21 protein-coding genes and 1 riboswitch are annotated in these 24,010 nt (G+C 72.3%); of the genes, 10 read left to right on the top strand and 11 right to left on the bottom strand.

Annotated elements, in window-relative coordinates:
* Positions 1–30: 30 nt before the first annotated feature.
* Complete coding sequence (locus MOJ79_RS02160; RefSeq protein WP_259374276.1) at positions 31–2,046, bottom strand: lytic transglycosylase domain-containing protein; 2,016 nt, start codon at positions 2,044–2,046, stop codon at positions 31–33.
* A 259-nt stretch (positions 2,047–2,305) separates the two neighbouring features.
* Here MOJ79_RS02160 and MOJ79_RS02155 point away from each other — a divergent pair, with 259 nt between their 5' ends.
* The gene (locus MOJ79_RS02155; protein ID WP_241922671.1) at positions 2,306–2,911 is read left to right on the top strand and encodes a 5-formyltetrahydrofolate cyclo-ligase; all 606 of its coding nucleotides are present in this window, start codon (positions 2,306–2,308) and stop codon (positions 2,909–2,911) included.
* Positions 2,912–2,932: 21 nt separating this feature from the next.
* On the opposite strand, the gene MOJ79_RS02150 is transcribed toward MOJ79_RS02155, so the two are convergent.
* The 8 genes from MOJ79_RS02150 to metK form a co-directional block, all read right to left on the bottom strand.
* On the bottom strand, positions 2,933–3,556 hold the full coding sequence (locus tag MOJ79_RS02150) for an OmpW/AlkL family protein (protein WP_241922670.1): 624 nt from the start codon (positions 3,554–3,556) through the stop codon (positions 2,933–2,935).
* 125 nt (positions 3,557–3,681) lie between these two features.
* Positions 3,682–4,530 (bottom strand): methylenetetrahydrofolate reductase [NAD(P)H], encoded by an 849-nt coding sequence (gene metF / locus MOJ79_RS02145; protein ID WP_241922669.1) that lies wholly within the window; start codon positions 4,528–4,530, stop codon positions 3,682–3,684.
* 3 nt (positions 4,531–4,533) lie between these two features.
* Positions 4,534–5,310 (bottom strand): TlyA family RNA methyltransferase, encoded by a 777-nt coding sequence (locus tag MOJ79_RS02140; protein ID WP_241922668.1) that lies wholly within the window; start codon positions 5,308–5,310, stop codon positions 4,534–4,536.
* Positions 5,311–5,324: 14 nt separating this feature from the next.
* Positions 5,325–6,761 (bottom strand): adenosylhomocysteinase, encoded by a 1,437-nt coding sequence (ahcY, locus tag MOJ79_RS02135; protein ID WP_241922667.1) that lies wholly within the window; start codon positions 6,759–6,761, stop codon positions 5,325–5,327.
* Positions 6,762–6,835: 74 nt separating this feature from the next.
* Positions 6,836–6,924, bottom strand: a riboswitch (S-adenosyl-L-homocysteine riboswitch).
* Between the two features lie 92 nt (positions 6,925–7,016).
* Positions 7,017–7,865: a phosphate/phosphite/phosphonate ABC transporter substrate-binding protein gene (locus MOJ79_RS02130; RefSeq protein ID WP_241922666.1), complete on the bottom strand. Its 849-nt coding sequence runs from the start codon at positions 7,863–7,865 to the stop codon at positions 7,017–7,019.
* The gene (locus tag MOJ79_RS02125) at positions 7,862–10,114 is read right to left on the bottom strand and encodes a hybrid sensor histidine kinase/response regulator (RefSeq protein WP_241922665.1); all 2,253 of its coding nucleotides are present in this window, start codon (positions 10,112–10,114) and stop codon (positions 7,862–7,864) included. Before MOJ79_RS02125 ends, MOJ79_RS02130 begins: the two co-directional genes overlap by 4 nt.
* A 101-nt stretch (positions 10,115–10,215) precedes the next feature.
* Positions 10,216–10,857, bottom strand: a complete 642-nt coding sequence (locus MOJ79_RS02120; RefSeq protein WP_241922758.1) for an acyloxyacyl hydrolase — start codon at positions 10,855–10,857, stop codon at positions 10,216–10,218.
* Between the two features lie 2 nt (positions 10,858–10,859).
* The gene (gene metK, locus MOJ79_RS02115; RefSeq protein ID WP_241922664.1) at positions 10,860–12,038 is read right to left on the bottom strand and encodes a methionine adenosyltransferase; all 1,179 of its coding nucleotides are present in this window, start codon (positions 12,036–12,038) and stop codon (positions 10,860–10,862) included.
* Between the two features lie 165 nt (positions 12,039–12,203).
* Here metK and MOJ79_RS02110 point away from each other — a divergent pair, with 165 nt between their 5' ends.
* The 6 genes from MOJ79_RS02110 to MOJ79_RS02085 all read left to right on the top strand — a co-directional run bounded on the left by MOJ79_RS02110 (position 12,204) and on the right by MOJ79_RS02085 (position 17,798).
* On the top strand, positions 12,204–13,082 hold the full coding sequence (locus tag MOJ79_RS02110) for a lysophospholipid acyltransferase family protein (protein WP_241922663.1): 879 nt from the start codon (positions 12,204–12,206) through the stop codon (positions 13,080–13,082).
* Positions 13,079–13,987, top strand: coding sequence for an LpxL/LpxP family acyltransferase (locus MOJ79_RS02105; protein ID WP_442863088.1), 909 nt, complete (start codon positions 13,079–13,081; stop codon positions 13,985–13,987). Before MOJ79_RS02110 ends, MOJ79_RS02105 begins: the two co-directional genes overlap by 4 nt.
* A 63-nt stretch (positions 13,988–14,050) precedes the next feature.
* Positions 14,051–14,905, top strand: a complete 855-nt coding sequence (dapF, locus tag MOJ79_RS02100; RefSeq protein ID WP_241922662.1) for a diaminopimelate epimerase — start codon at positions 14,051–14,053, stop codon at positions 14,903–14,905.
* A gap of 13 nt (positions 14,906–14,918) precedes the next feature.
* Entirely contained in the window at positions 14,919–15,608 is a 690-nt protein-coding gene (locus MOJ79_RS02095) for a DUF484 family protein (RefSeq protein ID WP_119290778.1), read from the top strand.
* Positions 15,608–16,546 carry a tyrosine recombinase XerC gene (locus tag MOJ79_RS02090; protein WP_241922661.1) on the top strand — a complete coding sequence of 313 codons (939 nt, stop codon included), beginning with the start codon at positions 15,608–15,610 and terminating at the stop codon, positions 16,544–16,546. Before MOJ79_RS02095 ends, MOJ79_RS02090 begins: the two co-directional genes overlap by 1 nt.
* A 67-nt stretch (positions 16,547–16,613) precedes the next feature.
* On the top strand, positions 16,614–17,798 hold the full coding sequence (locus tag MOJ79_RS02085) for a class I SAM-dependent rRNA methyltransferase (RefSeq protein ID WP_241922660.1): 1,185 nt from the start codon (positions 16,614–16,616) through the stop codon (positions 17,796–17,798).
* 9 nt (positions 17,799–17,807) lie between these two features.
* Here MOJ79_RS02085 and MOJ79_RS02080 read toward each other — a convergent pair whose 3' ends face one another.
* Complete coding sequence (locus MOJ79_RS02080) at positions 17,808–18,290, bottom strand: Lrp/AsnC family transcriptional regulator (protein ID WP_241922659.1); 483 nt, start codon at positions 18,288–18,290, stop codon at positions 17,808–17,810.
* 136 nt (positions 18,291–18,426) lie between these two features.
* On the opposite strand from MOJ79_RS02080, the gene glmS reads away from it, so the two are divergent.
* Entirely contained in the window at positions 18,427–20,259 is a 1,833-nt protein-coding gene (glmS, locus tag MOJ79_RS02075) for a glutamine--fructose-6-phosphate transaminase (isomerizing) (protein WP_241922658.1), read from the top strand.
* A 22-nt stretch (positions 20,260–20,281) separates the two neighbouring features.
* On the opposite strand, the gene MOJ79_RS02070 is transcribed toward glmS, so the two are convergent.
* Positions 20,282–21,214, bottom strand: a complete 933-nt coding sequence (locus MOJ79_RS02070; RefSeq protein WP_241922657.1) for a sulfotransferase domain-containing protein — start codon at positions 21,212–21,214, stop codon at positions 20,282–20,284.
* Positions 21,215–21,600: 386 nt separating this feature from the next.
* On the opposite strand from MOJ79_RS02070, the gene MOJ79_RS02065 reads away from it, so the two are divergent.
* Together MOJ79_RS02065 and msbA are read left to right on the top strand one after the other, a co-directional pair.
* Positions 21,601–22,221, top strand: a complete 621-nt coding sequence (locus MOJ79_RS02065) for a fused DSP-PTPase phosphatase/NAD kinase-like protein (protein ID WP_241922656.1) — start codon at positions 21,601–21,603, stop codon at positions 22,219–22,221.
* Entirely contained in the window at positions 22,218–23,969 is a 1,752-nt protein-coding gene (gene msbA / locus MOJ79_RS02060; protein WP_241922655.1) for a lipid A export permease/ATP-binding protein MsbA, read from the top strand. The genes MOJ79_RS02065 and msbA overlap by 4 nt, the downstream gene beginning before the upstream one ends.
* Positions 23,970–24,010: the final 41 nt, after the last annotated feature.

Here is a 24,010-nt window from a genome sequence, read left to right as displayed (position 1 = left end):
AGGACAGTCTGAGGGGTTCCACGGCAGGGTTCAGGGCAGTTCGTCGTTGGCCGGCGGCGCGTCGACCGGCCGTGGCCCGATCGGTGGGCCCAGCCGTGCCTTCAGCGACGGCGGCTCGCTGCCGAGCACGACGGCATAGTAGGCCGCGTTCGACAGCACCTTCTTGACGTAGTCGCGGGTTTCGTTGAACGGGATCGTCTCGGCCCACATCGCCGGCTCGAGTTCGGGACCGTCGCGCCAGCGCCGCGGCCGTCCGGGCCCGGCGTTGTACGCCGCGGTGGCCAGCGCCGGCGAGCCGCCGAAGTCGTCGAGCACGAGCCGCAGGTAGGTGGTGCCCAGCCGCAGGTTGGTCTGCAAGTCGTCGATCATCTGCGGCGTGTACGTCAGGCCGAGGCGGCGTGCGACCCAGCGTGCGGTGGCCGGCATCACCTGCATCAGCCCCGAGGCGCCGACGCCCGAGCGTGCGTCGGTCACGAAGCGCGATTCCTGGCGGATCAGGCCGTAGACCAGGGCCGGGTCGAGGCCGGCGTCGCGCGCGCGCTCGACGACGGCGTCGCGAAACGGCGTCGGGAAGCGCTGCGCGAGGTCGACCTCGGCGCGCGTGCGCTCGCTGGTGTTGATGCAGCGGTCCCACACGGCGCGCGAGCACGCCAGCTGCGCCGCGGCGAGCAGTTCGCGGTCGCCCATGCCGATCAGCGAGAAATTCCACTCGCGCACGCCCTCGCTGCGCAGGCCCAGCGCGAGCGCGTGCAGCGCGCGCGCGAGCCCGGGGTGGCGCTGCGCGGCCGCGCGCTCCGCGGCGCTCAGCGGCGCCGGCGCCGGCGGCAGCGCCGGCGAGCGCCCGAGGTCCTCGGCGGCGAGCTTGCCGTAGAAGTGCATCTGCCCGGCGATCGACGCCAGCGCCTGCCGCGCCGCGCTGCGCTGGGCCTCGCCGGCCTCGCCGTCGGCGGCCAGCGCGAGGTCGGCGCGTGCGCCCCAGTAGACCCACGCCGGGTCGCTGCGTCCGGTGGGCGTCATCGCGTCGATCGCCTGGCGCACTGCGTCCCAGCGCGTGGGCTTGCTGCGCAGCGCCGCGCGCACCTGCCAGGCCAGCGTGTCGTCCGACCACGCGCTGGCGCCGTCGCCGGCACGTTCGGCATAGGCGCGCGCCTGGGCGTACCGCTCGAGCGCCTGCGGCTGCAGCCGCAGCGCCGTCCAGCGCGCCGTCTGTGCCCACGCCCACGCGGCGGCCTCGGGCTCGAGCCGGCCGGCGAGTCCGGCCTCGAGGCGGCGCGCCGCCCGCTCGGCGTCGAGCGCGGCCAGCCGCGCGAGCGCGAGCACGTCCAGGCCGTCGGGGCGGCGGCCGAGCGGTGTGCGGTCCAGCGTCGCTTCGGGCTGGTCCCACCAGTTGGCGTCGGCGCCGCGCACCGGCGGCGCGAGCAGCGTGAGCGCCTGGCGCGCCGCCGCGGCGCGCTGCTGCTCGGTGGCCAGCCGCGCCTTGCGCCACACGTCGGCGGGGCCGAACACACCGGCGGCCAGCAGCGTGCGCGCGAGCAGGTGGCAGCCGTCGTCGGCGTCGCGCTGGGCGAACCAGGCCGCGCGGGCGGCGTTGCCGACGTCGCGGCCCTCGAGGTGCGCAGCCACCAGCGCGTAGCACGCGACCTGACGGTCGTCGTTCATGCGAAAGCGCGGCAGGTCGCGCCGGAAGTCGTCCCAGTCGCGGCGGCGGCCGAGCTCGAGCAGCCAGTCGTTGCGCAGCCGGTCCTCGACGTAGGTGTCGGGCCAGCGCGCGTAGAAGGCCTCGACTTCGTCGGCCGTGACTTCACGCAGCCGGCGGCTGAGCTCCCAGTAGTCGACCCAGGGCGCGAGCGGGTGCTTCAGCGGCTCGATGCGGCGCTTGGCGTCGGCGAGCGCGCGCGCGTCGCCCTTGCGCAGCGCCTCGCGCGCATCGAGGACGATGCGGTCGCCGGGCGTGGCCGGCTGGGCGACGGCGGTGGCGGCGCACACCGCCGCCGCGAAGACCGTCGCAACGCGTGCGAGACACCGATGAAACGTCTTCCACTGCATGGCATCGACCCCGTGGCAATGTAACGCACACCCCCGGCGCGGCGGTGACGGGGGGCGAAGGCACGGTGCGCCCAGGCCGTGGTGTAGCGCATCGGCGTCGCACCCGCCACGGCGAAAAGCGCGGCGCCGCGGGCGCGCTTGCGTCGATCACGCGCGTGGCGGCGGCGCAGCAGCTTGCGTCGAGCGGCCGCGGGTCGGCGGCTCGAGCCGCGCGGCGGCGGCCGAGGGCGCCGGCGGTGCGCGCGACAATGCGCGGACGATGTCGTCCGGTGAATCCCGTCCGCTGCCGCCGCTCGAGCCGTCACGCGACAAGGCGCTGCTGCGCCGCCAGCTGCAGGCCGAGCGCCAGGCACTGATCGACCGCCACCAGCGCGCCGCGCACCTGCAGGAGGTGCTGCGCGTGTGGCTGATCCACCGCCCCGAGACGGCGATCGGTGCGTACTGGCCGATCAAGGGCGAGTTCGACGCGCTGCCGGCGCTGTACCGCTGGAGCGAGGCCGAGCCGGGGCGGCGCATCGGCCTGCCGGTGGTCGACCGCGCGACCCGGCAGTTGCGCTTCCACGTCTGGTATCCCGGCTGCCCGATGGAAGACGACGCCTACGGCATCCCGAAGCCGAAGGACACCGAGCGCTTCGAGCCGTCGCTGCTGCTGGTGCCCTGCGTGGGTTTCGGCCCACGCGGCGTGCGGCTGGGCTACGGCGGCGGCTTCTACGACCGCACGCTCGCGGCGCTCGCGCCGCGGCCCTTCACCGTCGGCGTCGCCTACAGCCACGGCTTCATCCCGTGGCTGCTCGCCGAGCCGCACGACGTCCCGCTCGACGCCATCCTCACCGAGGAAGGCGTCGCGTGGCAGCGCGACGAATAGGCGCCGCGCCGCCTCGCGGCGTCAGAAGCGATTGCCGATGCCGATGCCGACGAGCAGCGGGTCGATCTTGAACGTCCCGACCTTCGTCCCGAACGACGAGACGTCGGTCTTGATCTGCACCTTCTTGACGTCGACGTTGAACAGCCAGCCGCCGCCCAGCGGCACGTCGACACCAGCGCCGATCGCCAGTCCGAAGCTGTCGCGCTTGAGGCTCGGGTCGAGCGCGGCCTCGACTGCAGGGTCGAACTTGACGCTGGTCAGGTTCGTGTAGTTGATGCCGAGGCCGACATAAGGCCGCCAGCCCATGCCGGTGAAGTGGTACTGCAGCGATAGCGTCGGCGGCAGGTGCTTGATCGACCCGATCTTGGTGTCGCCGGAGCGCACGTTGTGGGACTGCGGGTAGGTCAGGATCAGCTCGGCCGCCAGGTTCGGCGTGAAGAAGTAGGTGATGTCGATCTCGGGGAACGTCTTGTCGTTGACGCTCAGGTCGAGACCGGTGTTGTCCTTGTTGGCCGGGTCCAGGTACAGCGCGCGCGCCCGCACGATCCAGTTGCCGCTGTCTTGGGCTTGCACGGGCGCAACGGCAGTGGCGGCGGCGATGGCTGCGGCCGCGAGGGCGACGGCGCGCGCAGTGGCTCTTTTCATGGTGTTCCTCATCAGCAGAGTCGGGGGGTGTGGCCGGATGGCTCGATAACCATTGGAGCCGTCACCCGCCGCGCGCACCTTGCGCTTCGTCAACGCCGCGACACTGCTGTGGCCCGCGTGCGACGCTACAGCCCGAGCCGGCGGCAGATCTCGAGCGTCGGGCCCGCCTGGTTCATCGTGTAGAAGTGCAGCCCCGGCACGCCGGCGGTCGTCAGCTGGTCGACGAGGTCGGTGACGACGTCGAGGCCGAACGCGCGGATCGACTCGACGTCGTCGCCGAAGCCCTGCAGGCGCAGGCGGATCCAGCGCGGGATCTCGGCGCCGCAGTTGTCGGCGAAGCGGATGATGCCGCTGGCGTTCGTGATCGGCATGATCCCGGGCACGATCGGGATGTCGACGCCGAGCGCGTGCGCCTCGTCGACGAAGCGGAAGTACGCGTCGCTGTTGAAGAACATCTGCGTGATCGCGCTGTCGGCGCCGGCGCGCACCTTGGTCGCGAACGCTTTCAGATCGTCTGACGGCGTGCGTGCCTGCGGGTGCATCTCGGGGTACGCGCCGACCTCGATGTGGAAGCGCCGGCCCGTCTCGGCGCGGATGAACGCGACGAGGTCCGACGCATAGCGGAACTCGCCGAGCGCGCCGGCGCCGAAGCCGCTGGGCAGGTCGCCGCGCAGCGCGACAAGGCGGCGCACGCCGGCGGCGTCGAACTCGCGCAGCTTCGCGCGGATCGAGTCGCGGCTCGCGCCGACGCAGCTGAAGTGCGGCGCCGCGTCGACGCCTTCGGCGAGGATGTCGCGCACCGTCTGCAGCGTGCCTTGCTGCGTCGAGCCGCCGGCGCCGTACGTCACCGAGCAGAACTCGGGCTTCAGCGCATACAGCTCGCGCCGCGCGGCGGCGAGCTTGGCCACGCCGTCGGGCGTCTTCGGCGGAAAGAACTCCAGGCTGATCGGGGTCTTGCGGGAGGGGTGGGTCATCGGTCACTCCGGCGTCCGCGGCGCGTGACGCGCCCAGACGAAGAACTCGGTGTTGCCGTCGCCGCCGCGCACCGGGCTCGCGAGCCAGCGCTGCACGGCGAGGCCGGCGTTGCGGCACGCCGCCTCGACGCGCTCGCGCACGGCGCCGTACAGCGCCGCGTCCTTCACGATGCCGCCCTTGCCGAGCTGCGCGGGCTGCAGCTCGAACTGTGGCTTGACGAGCAGCAGCAGGTCGCCATCGGCGGCCAGCAGCGGGGCGAGTGCCGGCAGCACGTGCGCGAGCGAGATGAACGACAGGTCGCCGACGACGAGGCCGAAGCCGCCGGCGGGCATCGCATCGCCGAGCGCGGCCGCGTCGAGGTGGCGCGCGTTGACGCCTTCGAGCGCGACGACGCGCGCGTCGGCGCGCAGCCGCGGGTGCAGCTGGCCGTGGCCGACGTCGACGCCGACGACGCGCGCCGCGCCGCGCGCAAGCAGCACGTCGGTGAAGCCGCCGGTGCTCTGGCCGACGTCCAGCGCCGTCCTGCCGCGCACGTCGAGGCCGGTGGCGGTCAGCGCGCCGTCGAGCTTGAGCCCGCCGCGCGAGGCCCAGCGCAGCTCGGCGTCGTCGACGACTTCGATCTCGCAGCCGGCCGGCAGCTCGTCGCCGGCCTTGCGCGGCGTCGTCCACGCGCTGCCGCCGTCGCGGCGCCAGCGCACCGCGCCGCGCGCGATCAGCCGCTGCGCGGCCGATCGCGTCGGGGCCAGCCCTTGCGCGACCAGCAGCTGGTCGGCGCGCATCGACGTCGCGCGGTTCAGTAGCGGTACGTGTCGGGCTTGTACGGCCCCTGCTTGGGCACGCCGATGTAGGCGGCCTGCTCGTCGGTGAGTTCGGTCAGCATCGCGCCGAGCTTCTTCAGCTGCAGCCGCGCGACCTTCTCGTCGAGGTGCTTGGGCAGCGTGTAGACCTTGCCGACCTCGTAGTAGTCGGCGTGCGTGAACAGCTCGATCTGCGCGATCGTCTGGTTCGCGAACGAGCTCGACATCACGTAGCTCGGGTGTCCCGTCGCGCAGCCGAGGTTCACGAGCCGCCCCTTGGCGAGCAGGATGATGCGCTTGCCGTCGTCGAAGATCACGTGGTCGACCTGCGGCTTGATCTCCTCCCAGCGGCACTTCGCCTCGAGTGCGGCGACGTCGATCTCGTTGTCGAAGTGGCCGATGTTGCAGACGATGGCCTGGTCCTTCATCTTCGCCATGTGCTCGAACGTGATGACGTTCTTGTTGCCGGTGGCGGTGACGAAGATGTCGGCCTTGTCGCACGCATAGTCCATGGTCACGACGCGGTAGCCTTCCATCGCGGCCTGCAGCGCGCAGATCGGGTCGACCTCGGTGACCCACACCTGCGCCGACAGCGCGCGCAGCGCCTGCGCGCTGCCCTTGCCGACGTCGCCGTAGCCGCACACGACGGCGACCTTGCCGGCCACCATCACGTCGGTGGCGCGCTTGATGCCGTCGACCAGGCTCTCGCGGCAGCCGTAGAGGTTGTCGAACTTGCTCTTCGTGACGCTGTCGTTGACGTTGATCGCGCGGAACATCAGCTCGCCGCGCGCAGCCATCTGCTTGAGGCGGTTGACGCCGGTCGTCGTCTCCTCGGTGACGCCGATGATCTGCGCGCTCTTGCGGCTGTACCAGGTCGGGTCCTCGGCGAGCTTGGCGCGGATCGCGGCGAACAGCACGCGCTCCTCCTCGCTGCCGGGGTTCGAAAGCACCGAGGCGTCACGCTCGGCCTTCTTGCCCAGGTGCATCAGCAGCGTCGCGTCGCCGCCGTCGTCGAGGATCATGTTCGGGCCTTCGCCGTCGGTGCCCTTGGCGCCGAACTCGAAGATGCGGTGCGTGTAGTCCCAGTAGTCGGCCAGCGTCTCGCCCTTGTAGGCGAACACCGGGGTGCCGCCGGCGGCCAGTGCGGCGGCGGCGTGGTCCTGCGTGCTGAAGATGTTGCAGCTGGCCCAGCGCACCTTCGCGCCGAGCGCCTGCAGCGTCTCGACGAGCACCGCGGTCTGGATCGTCATGTGCAGCGAGCCGGTGATGCGCGCGCCCTTGAGGGGCTGGCTGGCGGCGTATTCGTCGCGGATCGCCATCAGACCGAGCATCTCGGTCTCGGCGATGCGGATCTCCTTGCGGCCCCAGTCGGCGAGCGACAGGTCGGCCACGGCGAAATCCTGGTCCAGGGTGGGCTTGAGGATGGCGTTCATCACGATCTCCGGTCACAGGTGCGGTGGCGCACCGCGGCCGCGCGTCGTGACAGCTCACCCACGCGCAGACTCGGTGCGGGTGAGCGCCGTTGCAGGGACGGGACTTTCGAGCCTGGGGCGCCGGCGGCATCGCGTGCCGGGCCTTGCAACGCTCCTCGAAAGCGGTCGCGAGTGTAGCAGCGCGCGTGCACGCGTGCCGGCCGGCGCGCCGAGGCCGCCTGCCGCCGGCGGGCATCGTGCACGGCGGCGCACGCCTCAGCGCGCGAGCTGCTGACGCAGCTTGGGCAGGTAGGCGTCCAGAGCCGCCAGCTCCGCCGCCGTCACGGGCCGCAGCGCCGTGTTGACCACCGTCGGCGGCGCCGCGGCGTCGGGCGCATAGCGGCCGAGTGCCGCGCGCAGCCGCTCGACGTCGGCGGCTGCCAGCCCCGGCCGGGCGACGTAGACGGGGCCGGGCATCGTGCCCGCGTCGGCGAGCACGCGCACCCGGCGCGGCGCGCCGGCCGGTGCGATGTCGAGCTGCGTCGCCGCCACCGCGAGCGCGTCGATGTCGCCGCGGTCGAGCGCGTACAGCGCGCTGTCGATCGCGGCCTGCGGCGCGACGCGGTAGTCGCGCTCGGCCTCGAGGCCACGTGCCTGCAGCCAGGTCATCACGATCACGGCCGGCAGCGACAGCCGGTCGAGCACGCCGACGCTGCGCCCGCGCAGCGCCTGCGCGTCGGCCAGCGCGCTGTCATCTCGCACCAGCAGTTGTGCCGTCGTGCGCTGCAGCGTGCCGGCCAGCGGCACGAAGCCCCAGTCGACGCTGGCCAGTCGCGCGATGTGCGCCGGCACCAGCGTCAGGTCGTCGGGCTCGCGGCGCATCCGTTCGATGAGCGCCGGCACGCTGCGCGCCGTGTACAGCTCGACCGGCCGGCCGAGCTCGCGCTCGAGGTGCTCGCGCAGCGGCTTGAACGCGGCGAGCATCGCCATCGGCGACAGGAACGGCACCAGCGCGACGCGCAGCGGCGCCGGCTGGGCGCGCACCCGCCGCGGCGCGAGCGCGGCGGCACCGAGCGCCACGGCCCAGGCGGCCACGGCGGCGGGCAGGCGGCGGCGCGCGATCATCGCCGCGCGCCCCGTGCGGCGGTGCGCCGGTCGATCTCGTCGAGCAGGCGGCCGACGTCGAGCGGCTTCGTCAGATAGGCGTCGAAGCCGGCGGCACGGGCGCGCTCGATGTCGGCCGGCAGCGCGTTCGCGCTCAGCGCGACGAGCGGGATCGCGCGCGTGGCCGCGTCGGCGCGCAGGCGCCGGCACAGCTCGATGCCGTCGATGCCCGGCAGGTCGATGTCGATCACCGCGAGGTCGGGCTGCAGCGAGCGTGCCAGCGCCAGTCCCGCCAGGCCGTCGCGTGCGGTGCTCAGCGTGGCGCCGGGGCGCAGCGTCATCAGCTGTTCGAACAGCGCCAGGTTCGACGGGTTGTCCTCGACGTACAGCAGGCGCACGCCGTCGCCGCGGCGCTCGGCGGTCACCATGGCGGCGCCGGCGGCCGGGGCCTGCGCCGGTGGTGCCGCGGCCGGCAGGTCGAAGCTGAACAGTGCGCCGGCGCCGGGCTGCGACTCGACGTGCAGCGAGCCGTTCATCAGCTCGACCAGGCGCTTCGTGATGACCAGGCCGATGCCGGTGCCGTCGACGGTCTCACCCTCGGCCTCGAAGCGCGTGAACGGCTGGTACAGCCGCTCGAGCTGCTCGGCGGTGAAGCCGCGGCCGGTGTCGGCGACGCCGACGACGACGCGGTCACCGCGGCGGTGCGCGGTGACGGTCACGCTGCCTTGCGGGCGGTTGTACTTGACGGCGTTGGACAGCAGGTTGCCCAGCACCTGCAGCAGGCGGCGGCGGTCGGCGCGCGCCCACAGCGTCTCGTCGACGTGGTGCGCGAGCGTGATGCTGCGCTCGGCGGCCTGCGTCTGCACGAGGCCGAGTGCCTCGCCGACGACGCCGGCGAGCCGGACCGTCTCGAGCGACAGCGACATCGCGCCGGCCTCGATGCGCGAGAGGTCGAGCACCTCGTTGATCAGCTCGAGCAGGTGCCAGCCGGCGGTCTCGATCTGGCGCACCTGTTCGCGCTGCGCCGGCGGCAGCGGCGGGCGCGCGATGCCCAGCAGCTGTGCGAAGCCGATGATCGCGTTCAGCGGCGTGCGCAGCTCGTGGCTCATGCGCGAGAGGAACTCGCTCTTGGCCTGGCTCGCGCGCTCGGCGACGTCCTTGGCCTGCTGCAGCTCGGCGGTGCGCTCGCGCACGCGGCGCTCGAGCTCCTCGTTGGCGGTGCGCAGCCGCTGCTCGGCTTCGACGTGGGTCGTGACGTCGTTGTACGTCGCGACGACGGCATACGGCGTGCGCTCGCCCTCGCGCACCAGCGGCGTCACGTTGACCGACAGCCAGCGCGATTCGCCCGCCGGCGTCACCAGCCGCTCGAGGTGATCGCGCACGACGACGCCGTCGCGCAGCGCGCGCGCACCGGGGCGTTCGTCGGGCGTCATCTCGCGGCCGTCGGGGTGGTAGACGCGGATGCCGTAACGCTCCGACTGCGCGACGGTGTACTGCTCGGCCGGCACGCCCATCAGCCGCGCCGCGGCGTCGTTGATGTAGAGCACGCGCCGGTCGGCCGCGACGACGACCAGGCCCTCGGCCATCGTGTCGAGCACCGAGCGCAGGTAGGCCTCGCTGTCGCGCAGCGCCTGCATCTGCGACTGCACCGCGTGCGCCATGCGCTCGAATGCCTGCGAGACCTGCTGCACGTCGGCCAGCGCACTCGGCGCCAGCGCGACGCGGTAGTCGCCGTCGGCCACGCGCCGGCTCGCGTCGGCCAGCTGGCGCAGCCCGCGCGTGAGCCAAGTCGACGCGAGGCCCAGCAGCAGCACGCTCGCGGCGATCAGCACCGCGCCGACGGCGGCCGCGCGCTCGACGAGCGCGGCGCGCGCACGCTCGCGCGCGTCGGTGCGGATGCCCAGCTCGATCGTGCCCAGGCGCTGCCCTTCGACGACGACGGGCATCGTCAGCGGCAGCACGGCGGCGGGGTCGCCGCCGTGCGCGCGGGTGATTTCGCGGCCGCTGCTGTCGAGCACCGCCAGATGGCCCAGGCCACGCGCTTCGACACTGCGCTGCACGACGGCTTCGAGCGTCGCGTAGTCGCGTGCGGCCAGCAGCGGGCCGATCGCGGCGGCGAGCAGCGGCTCGACGAGCGCGGCCTCGGCGGCGAAGCGCTCCTCGAGTGCGTCGCCCAGCAGCCGCCATGCGCTCCACGCCATCAGCGTCAACGCCGCGACGAGCACGACGGTCGTGCCGATCAGCATCTGGGCGCGCAGCGAGCGCAACATCGCGGGGCGCGGCATGGGTCAGGTGGGTGCGATTGTGGCGCCGGCCGCCGCGCCCGGACAGTGGTGCATGCGGCGCCGCGGCGGTGCGCCGCCGCGCGTGTTCAGCGCCCGCCCGACGGGCGCCACTCGAAGACGACGCCCTTGAAGTCGACGGCGTCGTTGTCGTCGGTGAGGTCGCCGTTGCTGACGTGTCGGTATGCGAACCCCAGCCGCCAGCGCCCGCCGGCGTCGCCGACGCCGATGCCGAGGTGGTCGCTGAACTGGAAGTGCGAGCCCTTCGCCCGCGTGCCGACGTTCTTGCGCGACAGCCACGCGGCGCCGATGCCCAGTTCGACGTCGAACGCCAGCGACGCACCGGCTGTGGGCAGCCGCCAGTGCAGCATCGGCACCGCAGCGACGTCGAACGCGCTGCGTGCGTACGGGCCCTCGTCGGCGCGCCAGTGTGCGACGCCGAGTGTCGGCGCGTGGCTCAGCGACCATGGCCCGGCGTCGAGCAGCGGGCAGCGTCCGCGCGACGCGCCGAGCTGCACCTGCTGCAGCTCGTCGTCGCTCGCCACCGCGGCGCGCAGCCGCCAGCGCGTGTCGTCGCAGCGCACGAGCGGCGCGCCGCTCCACAGCGCCGCCGCCCAGCTCAGCAGCGTGCCGCCGACGGCGACGTTCTTCAGCGCCTCGTCGCCGCCGGCGTGGGCCGCCGTGCAGGCCAGCGCGAGCAGCGCCGTTGCGGCACGCCGTGCGCCGTGCATGCTCACAGACCGGCCAGGTCGCGCAGCACGTCGACCTTGTCGGTGCGCTCCCACGTGAACTCGGGCTCGTCGCGGCCGAAGTGGCCGTAGGCGGCGGTCTTCTCGTAGATCGGGCGCAGCAGGTCGAGCATCTGGATGATGCCCTTCGGGCGCAGGTCGAAGACCTCCTGCACGATGCGCGCGATCTTCTCGTCGGGGATCTTGCCGGTGCCCTCGGTGTAGACGGTCACGTTCATCGGCTTGGCCACGCCGATCGCGTAGGCGACCTGGATCTGGCACTGGCGCGCGAGCCCGGCGGCGACGACGTTCTTCGCGACGTAGCGCGCCGCGTAGGCGGCCGAGCGGTCGACCTTGGTCGGGTCCTTGCCGCTGAACGCACCGCCGCCGTGCGGGCACGCGCCGCCGTAGGTGTCGACGATGATCTTGCGCCCGGTCAGGCCGCAGTCGCCCTGCGGGCCGCCGATGACGAAACGCCCGGTCGGGTTGACGAGGTAGCGCGTGTTGGCGAGCCACTCCTTGGGCAGCACCGGCTTGATGATCTCCTCGACCACCGCCTCGATGAACTCGGGCTTCATCGACTTGCCCAGGCTCATCTCGGGCGCGTGCTGCGTCGACAGCACGACGGTGTCGACCGAGTGCGGCTTGCCGTCGACGTAGCGCATCGTGACCTGGCTCTTCGCGTCGGGGCGCAGGAACGGCAGCCGCCCGTCCTTGCGCAGCTGCGCCTGGCGCTCCACCAGCCGGTGCGCGTAGTAGATCGGCGCGGGCATCAGCTCGGGCGTCTCGTCGCACGCGTAGCCGAACATCAGGCCCTGGTCGCCGGCGCCGGTGTTCAGGTAGTCGTCGCTCGCGTGGTCGACGCCCTGCGCGATGTCGTTGCTCTGCTTGTCGTAGGCCACGAGCACCGCGCAGCCCTTGTAGTCGATGCCGTATTCGGTGTTGTCGTAGCCGATGCGCTTGATCGTGTCGCGCGCGACCTGGATGTAGTCGACGTGCGCGTTGGTCGTGATCTCGCCGGCGAGCACGACGAGGCCGGTGTTGCACAGCGTCTCGGCGGCCACGCGCGAGCGCGGGTCCTGCTTGAAGATCGCGTCGAGGATCGCGTCGGAAATCTGGTCGGCGACCTTGTCGGGGTGCCCCTCGCTGACCGATTCCGAAGTGAAGAGGTAATCGTTCGCCACTTGCTTAAACTCCCGTGCTCGTCGTGGTTGCCGGCGTTGCCGGCCCCGCCACGAAGGCATCTGGGAAGCGGCGAACGCTTTAGCGGTATTTCGGGCACCGGCCCATCCGGCCCCCATCGCCCCGCAAGTTGTCCTTTAACTCGGCGATGCGTCGATTATAAGAAAATGGCCCGACTGTTCCGCTGGCTCGCCGGCCGCTCGCTGCGGTTCCTGCACGCGCTCGGCGCGATGCTGGGCTGGCTGGCCTATCTCGCCTCGCGCGACTACCGGCGCGTGCTGCGTGCCAACGCGCAGCGCGCCGGGCTCGACGGCGCGCAGATCCGCGCCGCGGTCGCCGAAGCCGGCAAGCTGTTCGCCGAGGTGCCGTGGCTGTGGATCGGCGCCGGCTCGCAGCCGATCTCGCGTCACGTGCGCTGGCAAGGCGATGCGCTGATCGACGAGGCGCTGGCCGCCGGACGTGGCGTGGTGCTGCTGACGCCGCACCTGGGCAGCTTCGAGGTCTGCGCGCAAGCCTACGCCGAGCGCTGGGGGGCGCGCCACCCGCTGACCGTGCTGTACCGCCCGGCGCGCCAGCCGTGGCTGCGCGAGTTTGCCGAGCGCTCGCGCCGCCGCCCCGGCCTGGAGACCGCGCCGACGTCGCTCGCCGGCGTGCGCCAGATGCTGCGCGCACTGCGCCGCGGCGACGCCGTGGGTCTGCTGCCCGACCAGGTGCCTCCGCGCGACCAGGGCGTGTGGGCGCCGTTCTTCGGCGCCCCGGCGTACACGATGACGCTGGCCGCGCGCCTCGTGCTGACCAGCGGCGCGCCGTGGCTGCTCGCGTGGGCCGAGCGGCTGCCGCGCGGCGGGGGCTGGGTGCTGAAGGTGCGCCGCCCGACGCAGCCGCTGCCGGCCGCGGCCGACGACACCGCCGCCGTGGCCGCTGCCGCGGCGGCGATGAACGCCGAGATGGAGCGCGTCGTCCTCGAGTGCCCGACGCAGTACCTGTGGGCCTACGACCGCTACAAGCAACCCCGCAAGCCGCGGCACGCGGCCGCCGCCTCGTGAAGCGCGCCGCGCCGCGCTGGACCTGGCCGCTGGCCCGGATCGGGCTGCTGCTGCTGCGCGCGTTCTCGTGGCTGCCGCTGACGGTGCAGGCCGCGTGCGGGCGCGGGGTCGGTGCCGTGCTGTACCGCGTCGCGCGATCGCGCCGGCGCATCGCGCTGCGCAACGTCGCGCTGTGCCTGCCCGAGCTGACGCCGCGCGAGCGCCGCGCGCTGGTGTGCGAGCACTTCGGCTGGCTCGCGCGCAGCCTGCTCGAGCGCGGGCTGCTGTGGTACGCGCCGGCGTCGCGGCTGCGCCGGCTGATCCACGTCGAGGGCGACGTCGGGCTCGCCGAGCGCAGCGAGCGCCCGGTGATGTGGCTGGTGCCGCACTTCCTCGGGCTCGACGTCGCTGGCCAGGCCACGCAGCTGTTCCAGTCGCGGCCCGTGTGCTCGATCTACCAGGCGCAGAGGCATCCGGTCATCGACGCCGCGATGCGCCAGGCGCGCACGCGCTTCGGCAACGCCGAAATCTTCCCGCGCTCGGAGCGTGCGCTGCCACTGGTGCGCGCGATCAAGCGCGGCAGCGCCTTCTTCAACCTGCCCGACATGGACTTCGGCCGCCGCGAGGCGGTGTTCGTGCCGTTCTTCGGCGTGCCGGCCGCGACGCTGGTCGCGCCGTCGAAGATGGCGCGCTCGCTTGGCATGGTGGTGCAGCCGGTGGTCGTCGAGATGCTCGCCGGCGGTGGCGGCTACGTCGTGCGCTTCCTGCCGCCGTGGACCGACTGGCCGAGCGACGATGCGGTCGACGACGCGCGGCGCATGAACGCGTGGATCGAGACCGAGGTCCGCCGCCTGCCGGCGCAGTACCTCTGGGTGCACAAGCGGTTCAAGACGCGCCCGCCGGGCGAGCCGTCGCTGTACCGTTGACGCCGCGCGCCTTCGCGACGTGAAACCCGGCGCCGCACGCGGCAGCGCCGATAATCGCCGCCGATGCGACTGCGGTTCACCAAGATGGAAGGCGCGGGCAACGACTTCGTCGTGCTCGACGCCACGCGCGCGCCGCTGTCGCTGTCGCGCGAGCAGCTGCAGCGCCTGGGCGACCGCCGCTTCGGCGTCGGCGCCGACCAGATCCTCGTCGTCGAGCGCCCGACGACGCCCGGTGTCGACTTCCGCTACCGCATCTTCAACGCCGCCAGCGGCGAGGAGGTCGAGCACTGCGGCAACGGCGCGCGCTGCTTCGTGCGCTACGTCGTCGACCACGGGCTGTCGGACAAGACGACGCTGCAGGTCGAGACGGTCAACAACCGGCTCGAACTCGCGCTGCAGCCCGACGGCCGAGTGACGGTCGACATGAACCGCCCGCGCTTCGACCCGCGCGACGTGCCGTTCGACACCGCCGGCCTCGTGCCGCGCGAGGTCGGCGGCTTCGCGCTGTGGCCGCTCGACCTCGACGGCGCGACCGTCGAGGTCGCGGTGCTGTCGATGGGCAATCCGCACGCCGTGCTGCGCGTGGACGACGTCGACGCCGCGCCGGTGACGACGCTCGGGCCGCGGGTCGAGCACCACCCGCGGTTTCCGCGCCGCGTCAACGTCGGCTTCGTGCAGGTGCTCGCGCGCGACCACGTGAAGCTGCGCGTGTGGGAGCGCGACGCCGGCGAGACGCTGGCCTGCGGCACCGGCGCCTGCGCCGCCGTCGTCGCCGGTATCCGGCTGGGCTGGCTCGACGGGCGCGTCGACGTCGACGCGCGCGGCGGGCGGCTGACGATCGAGTGGGCCGGCGGCGAGTCGTCGGTGCGCATGACGGGGCCGGCGCGCAGCGTCTTCGAAGGAGAGATCGAGCTATGAAGGACACCCCGCGATGAGCTTCGGCGTGCAGGGCATCACCGAGGCGGACATCGCCAACTACCTCGCGAACACGCCGGGCTTCTTCGAGCGCCACGCCGAGCTGCTCGCCGCGATCCAGCTGACCAGCCCGCACGGGCAGCGCGCCGTCTCGCTGCAGGAGCGGCAGATGGAAATGCTGCGCGAGCGCATCAAGGGCCTCGAGCTCAAGATCGTCGAGATGATCCGCCACGGGCAGGAGAACGTCGCGATCGCCGACCGCCTGCACCGCTGGACGCGCGCGCTGCTGCTGGCCGCGAACCCGGCCGACCTGCCCGACGTCGTCGTGCGCGACCTGAAGCACGAGTTCATGATCCCGCAGGCCGCGCTGCGGCTGTGGAACGTCGCCGACGCGTACGCGGGGCTGCCGTTCACGCAGGGCGTCAGCGACGACGTCAAGAGCTTCACCGCGAGCCTCGGGCTGCCGTACTGCGGGCTCAACTCGGGCTTCGAGGCGTCGCAGTGGCTCGACGACCCGGCCAGCGTCACGTCGATCGCGCTGGTGCCGCTGCGCCACGGAGCGGTCGAGGCGGGGCGCGGCGCGATCGGCCTGCTCGTGCTCGGCTCGCCCGACCCGACGCGCTACAGCGCCGACATGGGCACCGAGTTTCTGCTGCGCGTCGGCGAGCTGGCCAGCGCGGCGCTGTCGCGCCTGATCCGCCTGTAGTGGACGCGCCCGGCCTGCCCGACGACGTGCAGGCGTGGCTCGCCCACCTCGTCGTCGAGCGGCGGCTGGCCGCGCGCACGGTGGCGATGTACACCGACGCGCTGCGGCGCCTCGTCGCAGCGGCCGCTGCCGCCGGCGTCGCGCTCGCAGCGGTGCAGCCGCACCACGTGCGGCGATGGGTCGCGCAGATGCACGCGCAGGGGCTCGCGCCGCGCAGCATCGCGATCGTGCTCGCCGGCTGGCGCGGCCTCTACCGCTGGTGGGGGCGGCACGGCAAGGTCGCGCTGAACCCGGTCGACGGCGTGCGTGCGCCACGCGCAGCCAAGCCGCTGCCGAAGGCGCTCGCGGTCGACCAGGCCGTGGCGCTCGCGGAGCACGTGCCGTCGCAGGGCGACGCGGTGCTGTGTGCGCGCGACCGCTGCATCGTCGAGCTGCTGTATGGCTGCGGGCTGCGCGTCGGCGAGCTGGTCGGCCTCGACGTGGCCGCGTCGCCGCAGGCCGCGGGCTGGGTCGACGTGGCCGACGCCAGCGTGCACGTGCTCGGCAAGGGTGGCAAGCGGCGCAGCGTGCCGGTGGGACGTGCCGCGGCACGGGCGCTGACGCAGTGGCTGGACGTTCGCGCGCAGCTGCTGCGCCCCGGCGCCGACGAACCGGCGCTGCTGCTCAGCCGACGCGGCACGCGGCTGACGCCGAGCCAGGTCCGCTCGCGGCTGGCGCGGCTCGCACTCGATGCCGGCCTGCCGACACACGTGCACCCGCACATGCTGCGGCACAGCTTCGCGTCGCACCTGCTGCAGTCCAGCGGCGACCTGCGCGGCGTGCAGGAACTGCTCGGCCACGCGCACATCCAGACGACGCAGGTCTACACGCGGCTGGACTTCCAGCACCTGGCCAAGGTCTACGACGCGGCGCACCCGCGCGCGAAGCGAAAGTTGTAACCGCGCGGCGGCGTCACTGCGGGGCGTCGCGGCGCAGACCACCGCGGCCGCCCGCGACAATGCGCGCATGAAAAGCATCCGACTGCGCGAAGGCAAGGAACGCTCGCTGCTGCGCCGCCACCCGTGGGTGTTCGAGGGCAGCGTCGCGAGGGGCAAGGCCGACGCCGGCGAGACGGTGCGCGTCGAGGCGCACGACGGGCGCTTCCTCGCGTGGGGCGCCTACAGCCCGACGAGCGCGATCCGCGTGCGCGCGTGGAGCTTCGACGAGGCCGAGCGCATCGACCGCGACTTCTTCGCGCGCCGCATCGCCGCCGCCGTCGCGCTGCGCGCGCGGCTGCCGGTCGCGAGCGACGGCGTGCGCCTCGTCCACGGCGAGGCCGACGGCCTGCCCGGGCTCGTCGTCGACCGCTACGCCGACACGCTGAGCGCGCAGTTCCTGTCGGCCGGCACCGAACGCTGGAAGGCGACGATCGCCGACCTGCTGCTCGAGGCCACCGGCTGCGCGCGTCTGTACGAGCGCTCGGATTCCGGCGTGCGCGGTCTCGAAGGGCTGCCGCCGGCCACCGGCTGGCTGCGCGGCGACGGCGCGACCGAGGTCACGATCCGCGAGCACGGCTGGAAGCTGACGGTCGACGTCGCCGAAGGCCACAAGACGGGCTTCTACCTCGACCAGCGCGACAACCGCGCGCGCTTCGCCGAGTGGGTGCGCCACTTCGGCTGCGAGCGTGTGCTCAACGGCTACTGCTACACGGGGGGCTTCACGGTGGCGGCGCTCGCCGGCGGCGCGAAGGAGGTCGTCGGCGTCGACTCGTCGGCGCCGGCGCTCGAGCGCGCGCGCACGCACGTCGCACTCAACGGCTTCGATGCGGGCCGCGCGCAGTGGCTCGACGCCGACGTCAACGCGACGCTGCGCGAGCGGCTCAAGGCCGGCGAGCGCTTCGACGCGATCGTGCTCGACCCGCCGAAGTTCGCGCCGACCGCCGCGCACGCCGAGCGCGCCGCGCGCGCGTACAAGGACATCAACCGCCTCGCGCTGAAGCTGCTCGCGCCCGGCGGGCTGCTGCTGACGTTCTCCTGCTCGGGCGGCATCGGCGCCGAGCTGTTCCACAAGATCGTCGCCGGCGCGGCGATCGACGCCGGCGTCGACGGCGCGCTGCTCGCGCGCCTCGAGGGCGCGTGCGACCACCCGACGACGCTCGCGTTCCCCGAGGGCGAGTACCTGAAGGGGCTGGCGATCCTGAAGGCGGCGTGACGTTCGGCGCTATGCGGGCAGCCGGATGAGCGGGTCGAACTTGCTGCGCCGAACGACAAAGTAGGCCCTCACGTTGCGCACGTTCGCGTCCTGTGTGAACAGGCGCTGCACGAGGGCGTCGTAGGCCGGCATGTCGGGCAGCCACAGCACGAGCACGAAGTCGGGGCCGCTCGAGACGCGGTAGCACTGCTGCACCGCGTCCTCCGCGACCGCGCGCGCCTCGAACGCGGCGAGGTGCTCGGCGCCCTGACGGTCGAGCGTGACCTCGGCGATCACCGTCAGCGCCTGCGGCGTGACGGTCGGCGCGACGAGCGCCACCTGCCGCTCGATCACGCCGGCGTCGACGAGGCGCTTGACGCGCCGCAGCGCCGTGGCCGGCGACACGCCGGCCGCCGCCGCGAGGTCGACGTTGCTGCGGCTCGCGTCGGCTTGCAGCAGGTCGAGCAGGCGGCGGTCGATGGGGTCGAGTCCGTTGATGGTCAGTTCGTGCATTCAGAGTTGCATTTTGCTCGTTTGTTGCGCTGTGTGCTCTGGACGATGAATCGTTTCACTTGTGGTGTGCAAAACGAACGCATACATCACGCGGCCGCGCCTACGATCGCGGCATCCCAACAAAGGAGAGCAGCCGATGTGCGGCATCGTGGGAGGAGTGGCCGGCCGTGACGTGGTGCCGGTGCTGATCGAGGGCCTGCGCCGGCTCGAGTACCGCGGCTACGACTCGTGCGGCATCGCGGTGCACCAGGACGGCCAGCTGCGCCGCACGCGCAGCACGGCGCGCGTGGCCGACCTCGCCGCGCAGGCGGCCGCCGACGGCGTGCGCTCGGGTACCGGCATCGCGCACACGCGCTGGGCCACGCACGGCGCGCCGGCGGTGCACAACGCGCACCCGCACTTCTCGGGCGACCGCATCGCGCTGGTGCACAACGGCATCATCGAGAACCACGACGAGCTGCGCGCCGAGCTGAAGGCGCGCGGCTACGAGTTCACGAGCCAGACCGACACCGAGGTCATCGCGCACCTCGTGCACCAGCTCTACGACGGCGATCTCGTCGACGCGGTGCAGCGCGCGGTGCAGCGCCTGAAGGGCGCCTACGCGATCGCCGTGTTTTGCCGCGACGAGCCGCAGCGCGTCGTCGGCGCGCGCGAGGGCTCGCCGCTCGTGCTCGGCCTCGGGCGCGACGGCGAGCACTTCGTCGCCTCCGACGCGATGGCGCTGGCCGGCGTCGCCGACCGCATCGTCTACCTTGAAGAAGGCGACGTCGTCGACCTGCAGCCGGGCAAGTTCTGGCTCAGCGCGCGCGGCGCCGACGGGCGCTGGCGGCCGGTCGAGCGCGAGGTCAAGCCGATGCCGGCGCACACCGCCGCGGCCGAGCTCGGCCCCTACCGCCACTACATGCAAAAGGAGATCTTCGAGCAGCCGAAGGCGATCGCCGACACGCTCGACGCCGTCGAGTCCGTGAGCCCCGAGCTGTTCGGCGACGGCGCGTACCGCGTGTTCAGGGAGGTCGACCGCGTGCTGATCCTGGCCTGCGGCACCAGCTACTACGCCGGCAGCACCGCGAAGTACTGGCTCGAGGCGATCGCCGGCATCCCGACCGCGGTCGAGATCGCGAGCGAGTACCGCTACCGCACCAGCGTGCCCGACGCGCGCACGCTCGTCGTGACGATCTCGCAAAGCGGCGAGACGGCCGACACGCTCGCGGCGCTCAAGCACGCGCGCAGCCTAGGCATGGCGCACACGCTGACGGTGTGCAACGTACCGACGAGTGCGATGGTGCGCGAGTGCCGCTTCGCGTTCCTGACGCGCGCCGGTGCCGAGATCGGCGTGGCGTCGACCAAAGCGTTCACGACGCAGCTCGTCGGCCTGTTCCTGCTCGCGCTGGCGCTGGCGCAGGTGCGCGGGCGGCTGACCGACGCGCAGGAGCAGGCGCACCTGAAGGCGCTGCGCCACCTGCCGGTGGCGGTGCAGGCCGTGCTCGCGCTCGAACCGCAGGTCATCGCGTGGGCCGAGGACTTCACGCGCAAGGAGCACGCCCTCTTCCTCGGCCGCGGGCTGCACTATCCGATCGCGCTCGAGGGCGCGCTCAAGCTCAAGGAGATCAGCTACATCCACGCCGAGGCGTACCCCGCCGGCGAGCTGAAGCACGGGCCGCTGGCGCTCGTCACCTCGGAGATGCCGGTCGTCACGGTGGCCCCCAACGACGAGCTGCTCGAGAAGCTCAAGAGCAACATGCAGGAAGTGCGTGCGCGCGGCGGGCAGCTGTACGTGCTCGCCGACGCCGACAGCCGCATCGAGAGCGACGAAGGCGTGCACGTGATCCGCATGCCCGAGCACTACGGCGCGCTGAGCCCGATCCTGCACGTCGTGCCGCTGCAGCTGCTCGCGTACCACACCGCGGTGGCGCGCGGCACCGACGTCGACAAGCCGAGGAACCTCGCGAAGAGCGTGACGGTGGAGTGAGCGCGCTGGCCCTCGCGGCGCGTCAACTCGACGCTGCAGCGGGTGCGGCCGCTGCGGTGTATCCGAAGTCCGGCAATAGCTCGCGTTCGACGAGTGCGTCGATCGCGGCGATCTGTTCGTCGTCGAAATAGTCGCGGTAGCCGCCGACCTTCGCGCGGCGCACCTTGTACAAGTCGGGGTTGTTGACGTCGCGCGCCTGCACGCGGCTGCCGCTGCCGGCGAAGTAGTTGCTGCGCTCCTTCTCGCGCAGGTTGGCGATCGAGGCGAACTCCACCGCGTCGTTCAGCAGGGCTGCGTCGGGCTCGGTACCAAGAAAGCGCATGATGCGAGCCATCTCCTCGGCAGTTCGTGCGCGCAGGTCTTCGTAGCGCACGACGAGGCAATGCTTCATCCGGGGCATCTCTCGCGCCCAGCGGTTCATGTGGGCAACGATGGCAGGCAGCCCTTGGTGCGGATCCATCGCGAATTGGTACATCGAAACGTCGGCGCCATGCGGCGGATACCTGTTGATCACTTTCTTCTCGGGGCGCATGCGGAACTTCCACTGGAAGTATTGCGAGACGACGACATCCTGGGGCCGGCGTACCAGCAGCACGGTCTTCTTGTCGTAGTAAATGCGGTTGTCCTCGGGGTGACCGGCGTATTCGCGCAGGTAGTTGTCGTGCGTGAAGAACAGCCGCGGAATCGCCGCGTTCAGACGGTGGAAGTTGTCGAAATCGATGACCATCGCCTCGGGCAGCCGGTAAGCGAGTTGGTAATAGCGCGAGATCATCACGCGCACCCAGGTGCGACCGGCCTTGCCATACGACGCAAACACGTAGTCGCATTGGCTGAAGCGCGCGTACTCTTCGCGGCCGCGACGCCACCGTTCGAGAGCGATGGCCTTGTCACGCGGCAGCACGATGGCGACGAGGCGAATCAGCCACCGGAGCAGCCCATTGACGATCTTCTGCATGGCACGCAACGTGTCGGATGTGAGCCAGCATTGTCGCCCGCCGGCGCCCGCCTGCGTTGCGCCGCGCGCCAGTGTGGACGACGTATTTCGCCACCTGCCGTAGCCTCGGCGGCTTGAACCCGCCCGGCACCGCCCTTCGCTTGCCGTACGACGCTGCGCGGGGCTGGCGGCGATGTTTCCTTCGTCGGGTCGTTCCCGCAGACGCGCATGTTTGCGCAACCGTCGCCCGGGCCGGCGCTGGCGCCGTTCGCTAACATGCGCTGTTCGATCTCGGTTCCCCCACCCGCTGCGTGCCCGGTGCCTGCCACGTTGCGCCAAGGCGGCATGTCCCTCCGATGCCTCACGACCTCACCCGACCGCTGGGTCGACTGCTCGCCCATCTGGACATGCATCTGGTGGACCACGGCGTCGTGCGTGCCGTCTACAACAATTTCTATCCGCTCGGCGGCGGCATGTACCGGCTCAGCCAGCCCAGCCCGGCGCAGCTGCGGCGTTACACCCGCCGCTACGGCATCCGCACCGTGGTCAACCTGCGCGGCGAGAACGCGTGGGGCAGTTATGCGCTCGAAGCCGAGACCTGCCGCGAGCTCGGCATCGCGCTCGTCAACCACCGCCTCTATTCGCGCAAGCTGCCGACCGTCGACGAAGTGCTCGGGCTGCGCGACCTGTTCGCGCGCATCGAGTACCCCGCGCTGATGCACTGCAAGTCCGGTGCCGACCGCGCCGGCATCGCGGCGGCGCTGTACCGCCACTTCCAGATGGGCGACCCGATCGAGACGAGTGCCCGCCAGCTGCGCTGGATCTACGGCCACTTCCGCATGGGCGACACCGCCAAGCTCGATTACTTCTTCGACCGCTACCTCGCCGACGGCGCGGCGCACGGCATCGCGTTCGTCGACTGGCTGACGACGCGCTACGACCGCGCGGCACTCGATGCCGAGTTCGAGCGGCAAAGGACCTCGGCGCTGGGCCGCTGGTTCGTCGACCGCGTGCTGCGCCGCGAATGAAGCAGGGCCTGCGCACCTACCGGCGGCTGCTGGGCTATGCCTGGCGCTACTGGCGCGTCGTCGCGCTGTCGCTGCTGGCGATGGTCGTCACCGCGTCGCTCGAGCCGGTGCTGCCGGCGCTGCTCAAGCGGCTGATCGACGACGGCCTGATCGCGCGCGACGCCGCTGCGGCGTGGCAGCTGCCGCTGCTGCTGATGCTGGCCTTCGTCGGCAAGGGGCTGGCCGACTACGGCGCCTCGGTGTCGAGCGCGTGGGTCGCGCATCGCGCGGTGACCGATCTGCGCCAGCAGGTGTTTCGCCACCAGAACGCGCTGCCGCTCGAGTACCACCAGGCGCAGCCGCACGGGCGCATGCTGTCGCGCGTGCTCAACGACGTGCCGCTGGTCGGGCAGTCGCTGTCGACGGCGTGGATCATCGTCGTGCGCGACTCGCTGATCGTCGTCGGCCTGACCGCGTACCTGCTGTGGAGCGCGTGGCAGCTCGCGCTGCTGATCTTCGCGATCGCGCCGCTGGTCGCGTGGGCGGTCCGCAGCGCGAGCCGCAAGCTGCGCGGCTCGAACAAGCGCATGCAGGCGCTCGTCGGCGACCTGGCTGGGCGCCTCGAGTCGGCGCTCAACGGCATCAAGGAGGTCAAGGTCTTCGGCGCTCAGCGCTACGAGGCCGAGCGCTTCGACGCCGCGGCCGAGCAGCTGCGCCGCGCGACGATGAAGGCGGTGCGCGTGCAGGCGCTCAACGTGCCGCTGGTGCAGGTGATGGCCGCGGCGGCGGTGTCGGCGGTGATCTACGCGGCCACGGCGCTGTCGTCGCGCGACGCGCTGACACCGGGCGAGTTCGTCGGCTTCGTCACCGCGATGTCGCTGCTGTTCGAGCCGATCCGCCGGCTGACCAACGTCAACGCCGTGATCCAGAGCGGGCTGGCCGCGGCCGAGGGCATCTTCGCGCTGCTCGACACCGCGCCCGAGCGCGTCGGCCACGGCCAGCCGCTGACGGCCGAGGTCGCCGCGACGCAGCCCGTCGTGTTCGACCGCGTGACGTTCTCGTACCGCAGCCAGCCGCGACCAGCGCTGGCCGACTTCAGCCTCGAGCTGGCGCCGGGGCGTACCGTCGCGCTGGTCGGCGCGTCGGGCAGCGGCAAGTCGACGGTGGCGCACCTGCTCGCGCGCTTCTACGATCCCGACGCCGGCCAGATCCGCTGGGGTGGGCGGCCGGCCGCCGAGATCGAGCTCGCGTCGTGGCGCGAGCAACTGGCCTGGGTCGGGCAGCAGGTGGTGCTGTTCGACGGCACGATCGCCTCGAACATCGCCTACGGACGCACCGATGCGACGCCCGCGCAGTGCGAGGCGGCCGCGCGCGCCGCACAGGCGTGGGAGTTCATCGTGCGGCTGCCCGGCGGGCTCGACGCGCCGGTGGGGCACAACGGCGTCAACCTGAGCGGCGGGCAGCGCCAGCGCATCGCGATCGCGCGCGCGTTCCTGAAGAACGCACCGCTGCTGATCCTCGACGAGGCCACGTCGGCGCTCGACAGCGAGAGCGAGCGCCTCGTGCAGCAGGCGCTGCAGACGCTGATGCGGCAGCGCACGACGCTGGTCATCGCGCACCGGCTGTCGACCATCGAGCAGGCCGACCTGATCGTCGTGATGGACCAGGGCCGCATCGTCGAGCAGGGCACACACGCCGAACTGATCGCCCGCGGCGGCGCGTACAGCCGTCTGCACCAGGCGCAGTTCCGCGACGTGGCAGCGGCGTGAGCAGCCACGGCACGCGGCGGTGGCGGCGCTGCCGGTGCGGC

The organism is Calidifontimicrobium sp. SYSU G02091 (assembly GCF_022631395.1).
Taxonomy (GTDB): Bacteria; Pseudomonadota; Gammaproteobacteria; order Burkholderiales; family Burkholderiaceae_C; genus Calidifontimicrobium; species Calidifontimicrobium sediminis.
The sequence above is the reverse complement of the archived record's forward strand: the minus strand, read 5'-3'. Positions and strand labels throughout refer to the sequence as shown.